Source organism: Brevibacterium sp. CT2-23B, assembly GCF_013168765.1.
Classification (GTDB): Bacteria; Actinomycetota; Actinomycetes; order Actinomycetales; family Brevibacteriaceae; genus Brevibacterium; species Brevibacterium sediminis.
In genome coordinates, this window is sequence record NZ_JABBYK010000001.1 from 185,643 (window position 1) to 203,543 (window position 17,901).

Sequence of the window (17,901 nt, forward strand, 5' to 3'; positions counted from 1 at the left end):
TGCCGGAATCGATGGTTCTCACGCGACACAATAGGTGAACACAGTGGACTCTGAAGTGTCTTTGGCACAGTTGTCTGCTGTGGACACCCGATGGGGCGATACGGCCTGTGTGGCCACCCGCGGATGTCGATGCCGGAAGCAGTCCGTGAGCAGAGCCTGAAGCGAAGGGAAGTCAGTGGCTGAGACGAGATATGTGGACCCGATCCGCCACCCGTCGTATGCTTCGCAGCCGACGCGTGATGTGCGGGCGTGGCTTCTGCTGCTCGTCACGGCTCTCGTGCCCGGGGGAGTGCAGCTGCTCTTCGGCCACCGCCGCTGGGCGAAGATCTCTCTGTCGATCACCGCCATCAGCTGGATCCTTGCTCTGATCGCCGGTGTGATCGTCCTCATCAGCCGGACGTTCCTCTTCACCATCGGCACGAACCCCTTCATCCTCACCTTTCTGACCATCTGGGTGCCCGTCATCGCGATCAACTGGGCGGTGTGCCTGTTCGACACCCTGCGGCGCATCCGGATCGTCACGATCTCCCGAAGGGCCCGCAAACGCTTCGTGGCGGCCTTCTGTGCCCTCCTGCTCATCGTCGTGGGCCCCTTGGCTTGGGGGACGACGATTCTCAACTCGCAGCGCGGACTGATGAGCGACCTGTTCGCCTCGGGCAAGGCACTCAAACCCGTCGACGGTCGATACAACATCCTGCTGCTGGGTTCGGACGCCGGAAAAGGGCGGACAGGAATCCGACCGGACTCGCTGTCGCTGGTCTCGATCGATGCGAAGACCGGCAAAACCGTCATCATCGGCCTGCCTCGCAATATGGAGAACGTGCCGTTCCCGGACGACTCGCCGTTGCACAAGCACTACCCGCAGGGATACAACTGCGGGGACGAATGTCTGCTCAATGCCGTCTTCCAGCAGGGCGAACAGCACAAGGATGAGTTCGAGGACCCGAAGACTGCCGGCGAGCAGGCGACGATGGACGCCGTTTCGGGCGCCACCGGACTCGAGGTCCAGTACTACGCGATGATCAATCTCAAGGGATTCGAAAACCTCATCGACTCCCTCGGCGGAATCACCCTCGTCTCCGGCAAGCGAGTGCCGATCTCGTCGAAGGTCGATCCGACCACGGGCGAGCATGGGCCGGTCAAGGGATGGATCGAACCGGGCAAACAGAAGCTCGACGGCTTCCATGCGCTGTGGTTCGCCCGCTCCCGAGAGTTCTCCAGCGACTACGAGCGGATGGTCCGCCAGCGCTGCGTGCAGACGGCGATGGTCAAACAGCTCGACCCGGCCACCGTGCTCACCCGCTACCAGTCGATTGCGAAAGCCACTCCGGGGGCCGTGTCGACTGATATCCCCTCGTCTCAGGTGGACTCGTTCGTCGACCTCGCGCTCAAGGTGAAGTCGCAGAAGATCGAATCCGTCGACCTCACCCCGCCGCGTATCACTCCGTCACAGCCCGACTTCAATGTGGCACATCAGCTGGTAGCCGATAAGATCGAGGAGTCGTCGAAGTCCTCCGAAGAGGACAAAGGCGCGTTCTCGGTTCCCGGAAGCGACCTGTCAGCCGCTGCCGGAGTCGATGCGGGACTCGATCCGAACTCCGGTTCAGGGCCGCAGCTGCTGGCACAGGGTGCCGGCGACACCTCAGCTGACAACGGCGAAGAAGCCGACGCAAAGGCGATCTGCTACGTGCCGTGAGGCGCTGCTGTGAGGTCGGTCGTGATGAGACCAATGACCGAATCGGTCGTTCCCATGACGATTCCGGGAAAATCTTTTGCTCGGTGTGTCCCTTGTCAATACTGGGAACCACACTCGTGTAATTAGAATATTCTGCTCTGTGGCTAGTCTGACACGCCGAAAATGTGTAACAATTTTGAGATGTTGGGGTTGCCCACCGTTCTGCCAACGGTGAAGGGGACCTCGAGGCCTGAACTTCCCTGTCTTCCTCGAAAAGGCTGTAACGATGAAATATCTATTGCCCACTGTTGCGGGCTGCGCTTCTATTGCGCTGGTCGGCACCTTAGCGGTCACGGCACCGTCGGCTTCCGCAGCCACGACGACGCCTGATGTGTCCAAAGAGGCGCTGAACGTCAGCAAAGAGGGACTCAACGTCCCCGGTGCCCGCGATTCCAGTGATTCCACCGCCACTGCCGCCAACCAGAGCGCCACGAGCAATCTGCCGAATATCTTCAAGTCGCAGACTGCACTGGCCTCGGCCAAGGTGCCCGATATCGTCAACGCTTCGGCGTCGGCATCTGCGGCTTCGGTCAACAACGTCTCCGCCGGACTGACCTCCGGGGGCGACGACGCCGCGCCGTCCGAGGGATCGGCGCCGTCCGAGACCGAGCAGGCTCCTGCCGAGGGCGCAGAGACCGAGACCCCGAAGTCCGAGGACGAGGACGCGAAAGATTCGTCCGACGAGTCGAAGGCCGAGGGCGAAGACGACATCTCCGGTTCGGTCCGTCAGAAGACCGAAGACGGAGTGAACATCGCGCTCATCTCCGATGTCCTCGACGTTCCCGCGAACAACCCGAGCCTTGTCGGCTTCACCTTCTCCGAGTCGAAGTCCAATATCCGCATCCAGGTCCGCACCAAGCAGGGTTCGGAATGGGGCAATTGGGACACCCTGGACGAAGAGCAGCAGGAAGAAGCCCAGAACAAGGGTTCGGAGCCGATGACGGTGTCGAACGCTTCCGCTGTGCAGATGCGCATCCTCGGTGACTCCGCGCCGAGCGAGGCCGAACTCGTCCTCGTCGATCCGAAGCGGGACGCCGGCGACGCTCAGGCCGTCGCCGAGAACGATCCCGTCGAGCTCGACGATCAGGTCAGCGGCGACTCTGCCGGTGCTGAAACCGCGCCGGAGCAGTCGACCGAGGACTCGACCGACGCCGAGGCGGCATCCGCAGAGAACGTCGATGCGGCCGCCGGCGCGACGGTGACCAACCAGAACTACGTACCCGGATCGTCGACGGTGGACACCGTGGCGAAGAAGGTGTCGAAGCCGAAGATCGGCTCGCGCAGCTCGTGGGGTGCCAAGGCCTACCGCGGCAGCCCCGATTACGCCAGCGGCATCAAGCAGGCCGTCGTTCACCACACCTCCGGTTCGAACAGCTACTCGGCTGCCGATGTTCCCGGAATCATCCGCGGTATCCAGGCCTACCACCAGCAGGGCCGCGGCTGGAACGACATCGGATACAACGTCGTCGCAGACAAGTACGGCCGCCTCTGGCACGCTCGCGGCGGTGACGTCTCGAAGGCCGTCATCGGCGCTCACGTCGCCGGACACAACACCGGAACCTTCGGCATCTCCGTGCTGGGTACCTACAACAGCGCGGCCCCGCCGAAGAAGACACGCGATGCCGTCGCCTCGGCGATCGCCTGGAAGTTCTCGATCAACGGAATCTCCAAAGCGACGAAGTCGAACCTGGTCGGCCACCGCGATCTGGGGCAGACCGACTGCCCGGGTGACGCCTTCTACGCCAAGCTGGGTGAGATGCGTTCGACGGTCAATTCGATCCTGAAGACCGGCGAACAGCCCAGCGACAGCAAGGACGACGACAAGTCCAAGGACGACGACAAGTCCAAGGACGACGACAAGAAGACCGAGAAGCCGAAGGCGAAGACCTCGATCGAGAAGTACGCCGAGAAGAACAAGCTCGGCAAGGCTCTCGGCAAGGAATACGACGTCAAGGGCGTTTCTGGCGCCAAGGCTCAGAAGTTCGAGAAGGGCACTGTCTACTGGTCCAAGAAGACCGGTGCCTACCACCTGTCCGGAGCGATCGCTTCGGCGTACAAGGGCAATGCAGTCACCGACTTGGGGCTGCCCACCTCTGCGGAGAAGGGCGGCCTCAAGGGCGGGGGCGTCGCACAGCGCTTCGAAAAGGGCTCGTTCTACTGGTCGAAGAACACCGGCGCCCACTACACCTCCGGCACCATCATGAAGTACTGGGGTGACAAGGGGACCGTCAAGGGTCACCTCGGTTACCCCAAGTCGGACGTGGTCTACAAGAAGGGCCGCGGTGAGCAGCTCTTCGAAGGCGCACGTCTGGTCTGGGCCGAAGGCTACGGAACCACCGAGTTCTCTCCCAAGGGTTCGATCGCCGGCGGAGTCAGCGACGACAATGCTCCGGGCGGCGCGACGCCGCCGGGAGACGATTCCACCGATGACAAGTCGCCTGCAGACTCCGGGGAAGGTTCTGCAGACGACAAGGACTCGAAGGACGATAAGTCCAAGGATGATTCCAAGAAGGACGACAAGTCCAAGGACGACAAGAAGAAGGACGACAAGTCCAAGGACGACAAGAAGAAGGACGACAAGTCCAAGGACGACAAGAAGAAGGACGACAAGTCCAAGGACGACAAGAAGAAGGACGACGACAAGAAGAAGGACAAGCCGTCCAAGGCCGAGAAGATCGCGGCCCAGCGTGCGTCCATCATCAAGGATGCGAAGGCCAACCTCGGCGTCAAGTACGTCTGGGGCGGGACCTCGCCGAAGTCCGGTTGGGACTGCTCGGGTTACACCCAGTACGTCTATGGCAAGAACGGCATCAAGCTGCCGCGCACAACCAGTCAGCAGCGTTACGCCGGCAAGGAGATCTCGCTCAAGGACGCCAAGGCCGGCGACCTGATCTGGATCCCCGGTCATATCGGAATCATCTCCGAGACCAAGGGCCAGATGTACGATGCCGGCTCGACGCGGACGAACACCACGAAGCGCAGCTACAGCTGGATGCTGAACCGTGGAGCCAAGGTCATCCGCGTAGTCGGCTGACACCAGGCATCGAGGACAGGGCGTACAGCGCCTGCCGGCCAGTGCCCCGAGGACGAACCCATTGTGGATCTCCCTCGGGGCACTGTCTGGTTTCCCGGACGATTCCGGTTGCGGCAGTGACCGGTCGATATGTATCTGCGCAGGTGACAAGCGGTGAATAGATTGTGACTTCGGCTGAACAGTCAGTGAAGTGCCGACCCCGGCCACGACAGCGGGGCTAGGCTGGACTGAGCACAACCGGAAATCACCGGATGTGAATCCAAATCGATCCTGTCAAAAGGGGGCCCGCAGTGCATCGTCTGCACAATACGGTCAAGAAGTTCGAATGGGGCAGCACCGACGCGATTCCCGCGATCCTCGGCACAGTCCCGGACGGCACCCCCTGCGCGGAACTCTGGCTCGGAGCCCACCCGGTCAGCCCCTCTCGACTCGACGTCGGGCACACGCCGTCCCAGGCTCCGCTGGAACGGCAGAACCGCCTCGGCGGGCAGCAGCCGACGGGCGGCGTGGCGACGGAGGCCGAGCCTCGGCTCGGACCCAACCTCATCGAGTACCTGGCGGGGGACCCTGAAGGTCTGCTCGGCCACGACTCCCTCGAGTCCTTCGGAGCGCGACTGCCGTTCCTGCTCAAGGTGCTCTCGGCGAGCAAGGCCCTGTCGATCCAGGTGCACCCGAATCGCGAACAGGCCCGGGCCGGATTCGCCGCCGAGGAAGCGGCCGGACCGGCGCTGGACGCTCCCGACCGGAACTTCAAGGACGCCTCGGCGAAACCGGAGCTCATCTACGCGCTCACCGACTTCCACGCGCTCACGGGGTTCCGCCCGCGCAAGGCCGTGCGAGCCACGTTCGAACGGATGCTCTCCCAGCCGCTGACTCCGCCGTCCTTGGACGTGCTCGGAGCGATCATCGCAGCGCTGAAGTCTTTCAGCGAATCCAAGGCGCTGTCACGCGCCGTTGAAATCATCCTCAGCGATCCGCGGACGCCCGGGCTCGTCGACGAGGTCGCCGCCCATGGGATCGACGAACTGCCGGTCGGACACATCAGCCGGTCAGGCAGCGCGGTCGACCCGGCGCAGACATTCTGCGAGCTGGTCACCGACTATCCCCATGACCCCGGCGCGCTGGTCGGACTCATGCTCAACCGAGTTCACCTGCAGCCGGGAGAAGCGCTGACCATGGACGCCGGAGTGCTGCATGCCTACCTCTTCGGCACAGGCATAGAGATCATGGCCTCGAGCGACAACGTCGTGCGCGGCGGGCTGACCTCGAAGCACGTCGACATCGAACAGCTGTCGAAGATCACGGACTTCCACGCCGGTGCACCCCGGATGGTCGAACCCGATCACTCGGGAATGCTGCTGGGACCCACCGATGACTTCGCTCTGCAGGCACTGCGGTGCCCGCGCACGACGACGGTGGAACGGCGCGGTGCGGCGATCGTGCTGTGCACCGCGGGAACTGTCACACTCAGCTCGCTCGGCTCGACGCTCACCCTCGAACGTGGGCAGAGCGCCTTCATCGCGGCCAACGAACCGACGGTGACGGCCGATGGCCACGGCGATGTGTTCGTAGCGACCACCGGACTGAATTCCGGAGCTGCCGGCCGCTGAGCGCGCGCTGTCCGCCACCACCGGCGGCTGAGCTCGTCTGCTCAACTCGCCCCAGCGAATGCTTACTCACCCCTGCGAACCGGTGTGCAGGGCCTCCCGCAGAATTGTTGGGTCGATCCGCGGTGATTGCTTCAACGTAACCACCGTGGATCGGCCCAACAATCTGCGTTTCCTACGGTGTCGAGCAACGTCCGACGGTCCTGACGGACGAATCCGGTGTTCGGCGGCGGTCGACGCCAGCGCGTGGGTGGTCAAGACTGCGGTGCGCTGGCAGCAGAACACAGAACAGTGGTCACGTTCGGATGCTTCTGAGCGATCAGAGAGAGCATCCGAACGTGACCACTGTTCGATCACCAAGTGTCCTCGTTCGGACACTGCACGCGTGAGGCCCGGGCCGGTCACCTGGAACTCAGGCGGCGACCTCGATGGTGGGGACGTCCTCGGGGACGATCACCTCGGCGCCTGTCTTCTCCTTGACTTCGTCGACGGTCACGCCCGGGGCGAGTTCGACGAGGGTGAACGCGTCACCGCTGACGTCGAGGACGGCGATATCGGTGATGATGCGCTCGACGACGCCCTTTCCTGTCAGCGGCAGCTCGCACGACTTCAACAGCTTGTGCGTACCGTCCTTGGCGACATGGTCCATGATGACGATGACGCGCTGGGCACCGTGCACGAGGTCCATTGCGCCACCCATGCCCTTGACCATCTTGCCCGGGATCATCCAGTTCGCGATGTCGCCGTTCGTGGCCACCTGCATGGCGCCGAGGATCGCGGCGTTGATCTTGCCGCCGCGGATCATCCCGAAGCTCGCCGCTGAGTCGAAGTACGCGGCGCCCGGGTTCATCGTGACGATCTCCTTGCCCGCGTTGATGAGGTCGGGGTCGATCTCATCCTCGGTCGGGTACGGGCCGACGCCGAGCAGGCCGTTCTCCGACTGGAGCACGAGGTGGACACCCTCGGGCAGAAAATTGGGCACCAGGGTCGGCATGCCGATGCCGAGGTTGACGTAGCTGCCGTCTTCGAGTTCCTGGGCGGCACGGGCCGCCATCTGATTGCGTGTCAATGACATTTCTGTGTCTCCTCAGGCTTCTCGTACGGTGCGCTTCTCGATGGGCTTGTCCGCCACCTGTTCGGGCGTCAGCGGCACCACGCGGTGGACGAAGACGCCTGGCACGTGGACCATGTCCGGATCGATCTCGCCGGGTTCGACGAGCTTTTCGACCTCGGCGATGGTGATGCGAGCCGACTGTGCGGCCGGGGGATTGAAGTTCCGCGCCGAGGAGTGGAAGACGAGGTTGCCGTGCCGGTCACCGATCGCGGCACGCACAAGTGCGTAGTCGGGAGCCAGGGACTTCTCGAGGACGTATTCCTTCTCTTCTCCGAAGGTGTCGAAGACCTTCGTCTCCTTGGCCGGAGATTCCTTGACGACGTTGCCGTCAGAGTCGTACTTCCAGGGCATGCCGCCCTCGGCGACCTGCGTCCCGGCGCCGGTGATGGTGTAGAAACCGGGGATGCCGGCTCCTCCTGCACGCAGCTTCTCCGCCAGGGTGCCCTGCGGGGTGAGTTCGACCTCGAGTTCACCGGAGAGGTACTGACGGGCGAATTCCTTGTTCTCGCCGACATACGAGGCGATGATGCGGCGGAGTCGTCCGTCGGCGAGCAGGATGCCCAGTCCGCGGCCGTCGACGCCGGCGTTGTTGGAGATCACCTCGAGGTCTTTGGCTCCCTGGTCCTGGAGGGCCCGAATAAGGAATTCGGGCACGCCCACGACACCGAAGCCGCCCACGGCGATCGATGATCCATCTGCAATGTCGGCCACCGCTGCTGCGGGGGTATCAACTACTTTGTCCATGTGCCCAGTGTGCCATGGACCACTCCCAGCCCGGCGGCCAGGTCCGTGATGCGAGCATCGTCGACTCTGCTGGTGAGCAGGACCTCACCACCGCCGAGGAGGTGCTGCAGAAAGCGCGGCCACTCGCTCGGCAGCGGGGTCGAGTTCGAGGCGAGCAGTCCCTGCGGGCGGGCAGCGTCGGTCGATTCGGAACTCGTCCAGTCGATGATCTGACCGTCCACTTCGAGGATTCCCGAAGCGTCGAGGCGACGCGCTGTGACATCGGGGTAGGCGCGGATGGCGGAATTGACGTCGATGAAGTCGGTATCGACCGGGGTGCTCAGCGCCAGGGCCGGGGGATTGAAGACGAAGACCTCGTCGGCGTCGGCCACCTGGTCATCATCCTCGTGGCCGAAGGGGACGAAGGCCATGAAGTCCTCGTCCGGTGCCTCGTGCGCGATGACGACGCGGCCCCCTGCCAGCAGGACACTGAGGACAGCGACGAGTTCGCGCCAGTGCAGCCCCTCCGGCAGAGGAGCGAAGAGAGTGAAGTCCGGTCCGAGGTCGTAGTCGCCGAAGAGGCCGACTCCCTTATTCACCCAGTTCGAGACGACCGGGCCGGTGAGGTCGAGTCGATCGAAATCGGGCCCGCGCCAGATGAGGACGGGCCCGCCGGTGCGCGCGATGACTGAGAGATCCATATCCGCTTCCATGATTGTGTTCCGAATGCAGTCTGTCGGGAGGGTCAGTGAACGATGAGGCCGATGTCGATCGTCACCCCGCGGGGGAAGGCCCCGAGCTCACCATCGACCCAGTGATAGCGCGTGGAGGCGCTGAGATCCTCGGCGAAGAGGGCTGTATGGAGGCGTTCGACGAGAGATCCGAGCCCGACCATCGCCTCGAGCAGGGGCGGGCCGCCCGATTGGGCGGTCGCCGGTGAGTCAGAGGGGCTGAGCGAGATCCGCGATCCCGACCCCTCGATCCGCATCCGCCAGGCTGCATGGCCGGGAGTCCGCGACTGCCCGGCGCGGACGACGCGGATCGCTCGAGACACCCTTTCGAGGATGTCGTCGCTGTTGTCGCCGGCAGGGGCGCTGCCGGGCAGGTCGGTGACTCCCAGGCCGCGCTGAATGGCTTCGACATGGCCGTGTCGGAACCAGTCCTCGCCGAGGTCGCGGGAGAGTGCACGGGCGCCTTCGCGGCCGTTGTCGAGGTATCCGCCGGCTCCGCGGACCAACGCCATGGGCAGTCCGCGGGAGGAGCCCTTGACCAAGTCGGCGGCCGCTGCGATCTCATCGGCGATCGCGCGTACCGTCACGGTCTGGACGCGCCCGTCGTCGTCGAGGCGACCGCGCTGGTCGTCGAGACCGGAGAAGCCGGACAGGCCGATGGCGATATCGCCGACCCCGACCCGCCACGGCCGTGAACTCGTATCCGAGATGACCAGACCGATACGCACCTCGAAGGCCTGCTCGACCCGTCGGCGCAGGCCGTCGGCGGACCGGTCGCTGTCGAGTGGATGGAGGATGACGGCACCGCCGGAGTTCGACTGGTCGAGACCCGCTGCTGCCTGAACGGTGCCCGCCGGGGTGCGCACGATCTGCACGGTGGTGCCGGAGCGATAGGAGCGTTCAGCGACCAAGTGGGTGCCCGTCTCCGCGACGAGTTCTTCGAACTCGGCACGATCTGAGACCGTACGCAGGCGTCCCTCGGCCTTGGAGACGACTTTCGAGGCGACGACGAGGATATCGCCGTCCTTGAGGTCGATGCGGTTGCGCCGGAGGGCGTTGATGAGGATCGCGGAGAGGTCGGAGCCCGACGCGATCTCTTCCTCGACGGGAGGCGCGTAGACGGTGAGCAGACGGTCATTCATGCCAGGCCACCGGTGATTCCACTCTCATCTCTCCATAATCCCATTGTGGGTGCCCACTTTCTAAATTCTCCAGGTTTGCTCAGGCGAATCCCACAGGTTGTGCCCTATGACCGGGCCGTGACCTATATATGGGGTTCTGGGCGCGTGTGCATGTGAACGCATGTTCGAATAGCGTCTCACGGGGTGTCTCGATACTCCATAAGGGCTTGACGGGGCGGTAATGACACGCGTGTAATTTATACCTAAGGGGAACGCGCCGAGCAGGGATCCTTCAGGATTCGACCGTACATCGGACTGATCGCCTCAGTCACGGTACTGGACCTGCTCGAGCGTGAGAAAGGGGAAAACCGTGCAAAGTGCACCGAGAGAATGGCGGGAGAGAGAAGACTTCACCGCCGCACCGGGAGTCACCTCCCGCCGTGCCGAAGACTGGTTCATCGAACCGGGAGCACGTACACCCGAGACGCTGCCGGATCCGCTGGCCGTCGATCCGAGTGATCTGACGCCGCTGCCGCCGGACAATTCCGCCGTCTCTCCGCTGTCCCTGCTGCTGGGAGCCGCAGACGACGGTGAACTGTCCTGGCAGGACCAGGCCCTCTGCGCTCAGACCGACCCCGAGGCGTTCTTCCCGGAGAAGGGCGGATCGACTCGTGAAGCCAAGCGGGTCTGCGCCTCCTGCGACGTCCGTTCCGAATGCCTCGAATATGCTCTCGCCAACGATGAGCGCTTCGGCATCTGGGGCGGAATGTCCGAACGCGAACGCCGCCGGCTCAAGAAAAAGGTCGTGTGAGTCAAGCCGTCACCATCGTCGTCGTCTCCGGCGACGATGCCAGCAAGGTCGAGCTCGAAACAGCTCTTCGTCCGCACTACCCCGAGATCCCCGTGGTGGATCTCGGTGGGCGGACGGTCCGCGAAGCCGGTGAGATGCCGGAGATCGCGGAGTCGGATTTCCTGTGGTTCCTCACCCCTGACTCCCGTCCCGAACCAGACTGCCTCGATGAGCTGCTCGACGCCATCGGGGAGACGGAATCCATCGCCGCCGTCGGACCGAAGCTCATCTGCTCCGGCCGCATCGTCTCCGCCGGAGTGAGCACCACCTCGGCGGGGGAGCGTTTCAACCCCGTCGGCTCCGGGGAGATCGACCAGGGCCAGCGCGACAGTCAGATCGAAACTCTGGGTCTCGACCTGCCGGGCCTGCTCATGGCCACCACCGAACTCGAGCGCATCGGGGCACCCTCCCGTGTGCTCGGTCCCGCCTATTCCGGTCTCGAATACTCCCGTCGTCTTCGCGACCTCGGCGCCCGCGTGCTGCTGGCCCCGCGAGCGCGGATGGAGATCTCCGCTGCGTCCGCTGCCCGGCTCGGCTCCTCGCCCCACCCGCCGAGGTCGAAGTCCCAGATCCGGACGGAGCAGCGCTACCGTCTCAGCCTCGCCGGTCAGGGGCTGGTCTCGCTGTTCTGTCTCCTTGCTCTCGGCCACCTCGGCCGAGTCATCGGCGGGCTGCTGTCGAATAACTTCCGTCCTGCCGGGTGGCACCTCGGTGCGCTCATCGGCCTTCCCGCAGATGTGTCGACCACCGCCCCGCTGAGACGTGCCAACGCCCGTCGCAACCGTGTGGCCAGACGATCGAACACCGGACATGTCGCCGCGCTCTACGCCGATGACGAAGAACTCGCCGTTCAACGCCGGACGATGAGCGGTGAGAGCGATGACTCTCGTCCGGCGGAGGTTCCCACCGGCGGCCCCGACGCCGATGCCGAACTCAACCCGGTCGGCGACACCGAAGAGGCCATCGACTCCTTCTCCCGACTGGAGATCTCCGGCGGTTCCAGTCTGCTGCGTGCACCCCTGACCTATGTGATCCTCGCCGCCGTGGTGATGAGCGGGGTCATCAGCTTCCGACTCTTCGGTCCCGGCCACCTCAACGGCGGCGCCCTGGGTTCGACCGACATCGGCTTCGGCGAGATCGTCGACCGTCTCCTCGGACGTCACCTCGACGTCTCGACCGGTGCGGCGGTGCCGGCCGACCCCTACCACCTTGTCCTCGGTGTGCTCTCCCTCCTCTTCTTCGGCCATGTCGATGTCATGGTCCGCTCCCTGCTGTTGGCCGCGCCGATCCTGGCCGCCATCACCGCCTACGCGGGAGCGGGGAGCGTACTGGCACGGCGATGGGTGCGCGGCTTCGCCGCCCTGCTGTGGATCGCGTCTCCGCTGTTCACGGCCGCACTGTCGGACGGTCGCCTCGGCGTGATCCTCGTCTGGATCTGTGCCCCGCTGGCGGTGCTGACTCTGCGCCGCAGCCTGAGGGACGGATCGATCGCCGCGGCAGCGGGCAGCGGCCTGCTGCTGTTCGTCATCACCGCGGGCATTCCACTGCTCCTATTGGTCACGGTCCTCGGCACCGCGGTGCTTCTCGTGGCAGGACGTGGCCTGCGCCATCTGTGGCTGCTCGCCCCGACCGTGTTCCTGGGCTGGCCGTGGCTGTGGGCCGTCGTCCGCGAGCCGGGAACTCTTCTCACGATGCCCGGACAGACCACGGCCACCGAGTCCGTGCCGACTTATCTGCTTGCCGTCGGGTTCCCTGCTCCGCTCGACATGTCCTGGCTGACGAAGCTGATCTCCGATCTCGGCTTCGGCGGGGTCTCTGCCGGCGCCCTCGAACTCTGGGCGCCGGTCCTGATGCTGCCGATGCTCATCCTGGCCTTCTTCACCCTCATCGAAGCCCGGCTCGAACTCTCTCGCCTGACCTGGGCGGTCGGACTCTACGTCGGCGGTCTCATCCTCGCCGCGATCCAGGTGCATCTGCCCGCGGAGACGGGACCGTTCCACCTCATCGCCTCATACCCCGCAGCGGGACTGACCCTGGTCAGCCTGGGGTCGATCCTGCTGCTGTCCCTCGGCGCCGACCGCACCGTCGGTCGCCGCCCCGGACGCAGCCGAGACACCGGTTCGTCCTCTGCGAAGAGTGCGGCCAAGGGAGTCTCCGCGGCGTCCGGCCGGCTGCCGATGCGCGGCCTTGTCGGGCTCGTGACAGTAGCGGCCATCGGGCTCATCGCCATCGGCGCCGGACGGGCCACATCCTCGCCCGAAGCGGTCACCGCGACCTCCGACAGCAACGTCCCCGCACTGGCCGCTGACCGCGCAGCGGGGGAGACCCAAGCGCGCACTCTCCGCCTGGACAATGTCGACGGAGAGGTTCTGGCCACCCTCATCGCCTCCGCCGACGGCACGGTGCTGGGCACATCGACGGTGACCTCGGCAGAAACCGTAGGAGGGTGGCCGTGGCAGCGCCGCCCGCTGCCGATCACCTCCGACCAGGTGCTCGTGGCTCAGGCCGCGTCCGCGCTCTCGGCCGATGACGCCGGTGACCTCGGCAGCATCCTCGGCGAACTCGGAGTCGATTTCGTCCTCGTCGGCCCCGATGCCGGCAGCCTGACCAACTCGGTATCCGTCTCCGAGGGGCTCCTTCCGGTCGGGCCCACCTCGTCCGGGCAGCTGTGGCGCGTCGACAAACCCTACAGCGGCCGTTTCCTCATCCGCGATGCCGAAGGGAAGGTGTCAACGGCGGCGATGAAAGGCACCACCGCGACGGTTCCGGCCGGTCAGGAGGGTCGCGCCTTGACCATCGCCGATGCAGCGCACGGCATCACCGCGAGCATCGACGGTGAGCCGCTGCCGCAGCCGAAGCCCGGCGAAGAGGCATGGGCAAGCGAATTCGACCTCCCCGCAGCCGGAGGAACGGTCGAGATCTCGCTGAACTCACCCCTCTACCCGATCGGCGTCATCGTCGGATGGGTGCTCGGACTGCTCAGCCTCATCGTCGCCATCCCCTTCGGCCGGGCGGGGAATGTGACGCGGAAGACCGGTCGTGAGGAGCAGCAGGCATGAAGCACCAGCGCAGCATCGTCACCTTCACGGCCATCGCCGTGCCCGGGGTGCTCGTGGCCATGACCTCGTTCCTCACCCCGCTGACGCCCGGCACGCTGGACCGCAGTCCGGAACAGGTGCGCATGCCCACCGCGGACACCCGCGTCGTCTGTCCCGGCCCCCTGCTCACTGCCGGAGAAGCCGAAGGCACCGATGCCGAATTCGTCGACGACTCGAAGGTCTCGACCCGTGTCGTCTCCGCCTCCGCACCGATCGGAGCCGCAGACGGATCGACCTCCTCGGCCCGTCTCCAGGTCGCCGATCTCGGCGGTTCGATCGACTTCGACAATCCCTCCGGCCAGGGCTTCGTCTCCGGAGACGACAGCATCGACTCGACGAAGCTAGTCACCGGTTTCGCCCGCCCCGGGGCTCCAGCCCTGACAACCGGCCTCGAAACCGTCGAAGGCAGCTCCGGTGACCTCACGGGCCTCGCCACCCTCACCTGCGCCCAGGCATCGAGCAGCTTCCGGATCGTCGCCGGATCCGGAGCCACCGGCTCGAACTCGCAGCTGCTGCTGAGCAATCCTGGAGACGTTCCCGTCCAGGCGAAGGTTGCGCTCATGACCCCGGGCGGCGAATCCGCCGAACCGACCGAACTCAGCATCAAGGCCGGTCAGCAGCGTGCCGTCCCGCTGGGCGGGCTGGCTGGAGGGGCAGAGGCCCTTGCCGTCGACGTCACCGTCGACGGCGGAGTCCTGGCCGGTTCCGTCCAGGAGACCGTCCTCGACGGACTCAAACCGCAGGGCATCGACCTCGCGGCCGGTGGTGCAGGGGCCGATCGCCAGCAGGTGCTCACCGGGGTCAGCGGCAAGGATGTGCGAGTCCGGGTCGCGAACCCGAGCAGTGACCTCGCCGAGGTATCCCTGAAGGCGTACGGGCCGGCTGGAGAGATCGACATTCCCCGTTCCTCGATGACCGTTGTCGGCCGCGGTGTCGCCGAGGCCGATCTCGGGGATCTCGACGCCACGAGCCTCGTCGTCGAATCCTCTCAGCGCGTCCAGGCCGGAGCCTTCATCGGCAAAGACGGTGAGAAGGGTGCCGCCGACTTCGGCAGCATCCCGTCGACCGACTCCCTCGCCGAGACCCAGATTCTGGCGCTTCCTCGCACCGGTGAGTCCTCCCTGAACCTCTCGCCCGGTCAGGGACATGTGCAGGTGCAGGGAATGCTCGACGACGGAACGCTTACCGATCCTCAATCGATCGACCTCAACCCGACGGGAACCACCGTGCTCAATCCGAGCGACGTCTCCGAGGAGTCGGTGCGCGCACTCGTCCTCAAAGGATCCCAAGCCTCGGGCTCACAGGCCGATGGGGTGCATGCGACCCTCGTCGTGACCACCGAGGACGGAATCTCCACGGTCGTCCCGGCGCCCGCTCCAGCAGGTGTGGCCTACCGGGATATCCGGCTCGGCTGAGGTCTCACGAACCAGGACCCTGCGGTGACTGCGGATCTCAGGTGCGACGGAGGATATCGACCTGGTCCGCCACCACCTCGGCGATGAGCGCATCCCGGACGTCACTGCCGGCATGATCTTCGATCACCCGCCGATAGAGGACGATATGGGTGGGACGGTCCCCGGCCGCCGGGAACACACGGCCGAAGCTCGGTTCTGTCGAACTCGCCGGTGGGACGGAATCGACCGCCAGCACCACCTCGGAGAGGAGGACGGGCTCGTGCCTGCGCATGCGGGCGAACTCGGCGGCCGCGACCTTCGCAAAACTCTCCGCCCGACTCAGCCGCGCGGGCACCTCGGCCCGGTGCAGCGGAGACCGCAGACCCCGCCCATGTCGGTCGCGATGTCGCCTTGGTCTCATAGCACTTCATTCTACGTGCGGTGCCGCCGTGCCTGAGCGAATCGGCGGGATGCGGCGTGTAGAGTGTGGGACTGTGTCAGCCGTGAGAATGTGTTCAAAAGTCAGCTGTTCGCGCCCCGCCGCCGCCACCATGACGTACGTGCACGCCGATGCGACCGTGGTCATCGGACCTCTGGGCAGGCGCGCCGAACCGGGCGCTCATGACCTGTGCGCCGAACATGCGGCGAAGCTGACCCCGCCCGTGGATTGGCAGCTCATCCGGATCGACTCCGGGCAGGCCCCGCCCGAACGCAGCCATGACGACCTGCTGGCGATCGCCGACGCCGTCCGCGAGGCCGCCGATCGCGCCGATCAGACCCCGGCCCGGAACGCACCGGGACCGGCCGACGATCCGGCCGCTTCGGGACGTCGACACGGTCACCTGCGCATCATCGGCGACTCATGAGCCACCGCGAGCCGGACTCGACCCGAATCGAACCCGCCCAGCAGATCCCGACCGACTCCGAACTCGGACGAGCCCGGACGGCTGCCCTCGACGCCGCCGTCGGAGCCTACGACATCCGCGGTCGCATTCCCGACCAGCTCGACGACGACATCCTGTTCGCCCTCGGCTGGGCGACGGCCCGAGCCATGGCAGAGATCCACACCGCCACCGAGGTGGTCATCGGCCACGATATGCGACCGAGCTCTCCCGGATTCGCCCACTCCTTCGCCGCGGGAGTCGAGGCTGCCGGCTCGACGGCCGTCCTGCTGGGGCTGTGCTCGACCGATCAGCTCTACTTCGCCTCGGGCATCTTCGAACTGCCCGGCGCCATGATCACGGCCAGCCACAATCCCGCCGACTACAACGGGATCAAGATCTGCGGACCTCGCGCCGCCGGAGTCAGCCTGGCCTCCGGGCTCTCGCGAGTCAGAGAACTCGCGATCACCGCACCGCAGACCGACGGTCGGACCATCGCCGAAGATGAGACTGCCGCATCCCGGATGCGGGAGCAGTACGCGGCACGGATCCGCGAGCTCACCCACGTCGATGAGGTCACGGGACTGTCGATCGTGCTCGACGCCGGAAACGGCATGGCCGGGCGCCTCCTCGGGGAGGTCTTCGGCACGGATGCGGGAGCCGCCTCGGTGCCCTTCGACGTCATCGGCCTCTTCACCGAACTCGATGGGACGTTCCCCAACCACGAGGCGAACCCGCTCAAACCCGAGAACCTCGTCGACGCGGCACGCGCTGTCGTCGACAACGGCGCCGATCTCGGGCTCGTCTTCGACGGGGACGCCGACCGCTGCTTCTTCATCGACGAGACAGGCGCGACGATGTCGGCCTCGGCCGTCGGCGCACTCGTCGCCGAACGCGAGATCGCACGGGCCCGGGCACTCGGCGACGACCGACCCACCGTCATCCACAACCTCATCACCTCCCGCAGCGTAGCCGAGACGATCACCGCCGCCGGCGGACACGCACTGCGGTCGAAGGTCGGCCATTCGGGAATCAAGACGCTCATGCGCGAAACCGGAGCCGTCTTCGCCTGCGAACACTCCGCGCACTTCTATTTCGACGAGTTCTTCGGGGCGGACTCGGGAATGCTCGCCGCCTGTCACCTCATCGCCGCCCTCGCCGAATCACGCGCCCCCGCCTCCCGTCTGGTTGCCGACTATGACCGGTTCGTGCAGTCGGGGGAGATCAACTTCACCGTCGCCGACCCCGACGCTGTGCTCGCCGACTTCGCCGCACATGCCGGAGACTTCCCAGAGAACACCGTCGACGACCTCGACGGAATCGGCCTGCAGGGTGCGGACTGGTGGGTGAACCTGCGCAAGTCCAATACCGAACCCCTCGTCCGACTCAACGTCGAAGCCGCCGATTCGGCGCAGGTGGACGCGCTCACCCGCCGAGTCACGGACTTCGTCAACGCTCACGCCTGAAGCCGGATCGACGGCAACCGGTCCTCTGCTTCCGTTTCTCGGAATTAGGGCAGTCAGGATATGACCGCTTGCTGACGGTCTTCGCTGTCCGCAGAACGAGCATGACGCGACAAGCCGCCTGCCCGGCAATAGACTCGAAGCCGATCA

13 protein-coding genes are annotated in these 17,901 nt (G+C 65.4%); 8 read left to right on the plus strand and 5 right to left on the minus strand.

Translation table 11 applies throughout. From position 1 onward, the window contains the following. Positions 1 to 175: 175 nt before the first annotated feature. The 3 genes from HIM68_RS00820 (at position 176) to manA (ending at position 6,379) form a co-directional block, all read left to right on the plus strand. Positions 176 to 1,696 (plus strand): LCP family protein, encoded by a 1,521-nt coding sequence (locus tag HIM68_RS00820; RefSeq protein ID WP_172168850.1) that lies wholly within the window; start codon positions 176 to 178, stop codon positions 1,694 to 1,696. A 265-nt stretch (positions 1,697 to 1,961) separates the two neighbouring features. Beyond that, entirely contained in the window at positions 1,962 to 4,769 is a 2,808-nt protein-coding gene (locus HIM68_RS00825) for an NlpC/P60 family protein (RefSeq protein ID WP_172168851.1), read from the plus strand. Positions 4,770 to 5,059: 290 nt separating this feature from the next. Then, the gene (gene manA, locus HIM68_RS00830) at positions 5,060 to 6,379 is read left to right on the plus strand and encodes a mannose-6-phosphate isomerase, class I (RefSeq protein ID WP_139907462.1); all 1,320 of its coding nucleotides are present in this window, start codon (positions 5,060 to 5,062) and stop codon (positions 6,377 to 6,379) included. A gap of 409 nt (positions 6,380 to 6,788) precedes the next feature. Here the strand turns inward: manA and HIM68_RS00835 are convergent, their stop codons facing one another. From HIM68_RS00835 to HIM68_RS00850, 4 genes are read right to left on the minus strand one after another with little or no spacing between them, the layout of a single operon-like run. After that, complete coding sequence (locus tag HIM68_RS00835; RefSeq protein WP_172168852.1) at positions 6,789 to 7,451, minus strand: CoA transferase subunit B; 663 nt, start codon at positions 7,449 to 7,451, stop codon at positions 6,789 to 6,791. A gap of 12 nt (positions 7,452 to 7,463) precedes the next feature. Continuing rightward, positions 7,464 to 8,234 (minus strand): CoA transferase subunit A, encoded by a 771-nt coding sequence (locus HIM68_RS00840; RefSeq protein ID WP_039212669.1) that lies wholly within the window; start codon positions 8,232 to 8,234, stop codon positions 7,464 to 7,466. Continuing rightward, the gene (locus HIM68_RS00845; protein WP_139907464.1) at positions 8,222 to 8,914 is read right to left on the minus strand and encodes a hypothetical protein; all 693 of its coding nucleotides are present in this window, start codon (positions 8,912 to 8,914) and stop codon (positions 8,222 to 8,224) included. The genes HIM68_RS00840 and HIM68_RS00845 overlap by 13 nt, the downstream gene beginning before the upstream one ends. A gap of 44 nt (positions 8,915 to 8,958) precedes the next feature. Beyond that, a complete protein-coding gene (locus tag HIM68_RS00850) occupies positions 8,959 to 10,086 on the minus strand; it encodes a coenzyme F420-0:L-glutamate ligase (RefSeq protein ID WP_172168853.1) in 1,128 nt (375 codons plus the stop codon). A gap of 349 nt (positions 10,087 to 10,435) precedes the next feature. Between HIM68_RS00850 and HIM68_RS19245 the strand changes: the two genes are divergently transcribed. Genes HIM68_RS19245 through HIM68_RS00865 form a run of 3 tightly spaced genes read left to right on the plus strand, consistent with a single transcriptional unit; the run spans position 10,436 to position 15,428 of the window. Further along, positions 10,436 to 10,876 carry a WhiB family transcriptional regulator gene (locus tag HIM68_RS19245; RefSeq protein ID WP_367647405.1) on the plus strand — a complete coding sequence of 147 codons (441 nt, stop codon included), beginning with the start codon at positions 10,436 to 10,438 and terminating at the stop codon, positions 10,874 to 10,876. Then, entirely contained in the window at positions 10,873 to 13,974 is a 3,102-nt protein-coding gene (locus HIM68_RS00860) for a glycosyl transferase (RefSeq protein WP_172168854.1), read from the plus strand. Before HIM68_RS19245 ends, HIM68_RS00860 begins: the two co-directional genes overlap by 4 nt. Beyond that, positions 13,971 to 15,428 carry a DUF5719 family protein gene (locus HIM68_RS00865; protein ID WP_172168856.1) on the plus strand — a complete coding sequence of 486 codons (1,458 nt, stop codon included), beginning with the start codon at positions 13,971 to 13,973 and terminating at the stop codon, positions 15,426 to 15,428. Before HIM68_RS00860 ends, HIM68_RS00865 begins: the two co-directional genes overlap by 4 nt. A gap of 37 nt (positions 15,429 to 15,465) precedes the next feature. Here HIM68_RS00865 and HIM68_RS00870 read toward each other — a convergent pair whose 3' ends face one another. Continuing rightward, positions 15,466 to 15,828: a metallopeptidase family protein gene (locus HIM68_RS00870; protein WP_139907468.1), complete on the minus strand. Its 363-nt coding sequence runs from the start codon at positions 15,826 to 15,828 to the stop codon at positions 15,466 to 15,468. Positions 15,829 to 15,916: 88 nt separating this feature from the next. Between HIM68_RS00870 and HIM68_RS00875 the strand changes: the two genes are divergently transcribed. Both HIM68_RS00875 and manB read left to right on the plus strand, forming a co-directional pair. Next, entirely contained in the window at positions 15,917 to 16,273 is a 357-nt protein-coding gene (locus HIM68_RS00875; protein ID WP_216656773.1) for a DUF3499 domain-containing protein, read from the plus strand. Next, on the plus strand, positions 16,270 to 17,754 hold the full coding sequence (gene manB / locus HIM68_RS00880; protein WP_139907470.1) for a phosphomannomutase/phosphoglucomutase: 1,485 nt from the start codon (positions 16,270 to 16,272) through the stop codon (positions 17,752 to 17,754). Before HIM68_RS00875 ends, manB begins: the two co-directional genes overlap by 4 nt. Positions 17,755 to 17,901: the final 147 nt, after the last annotated feature.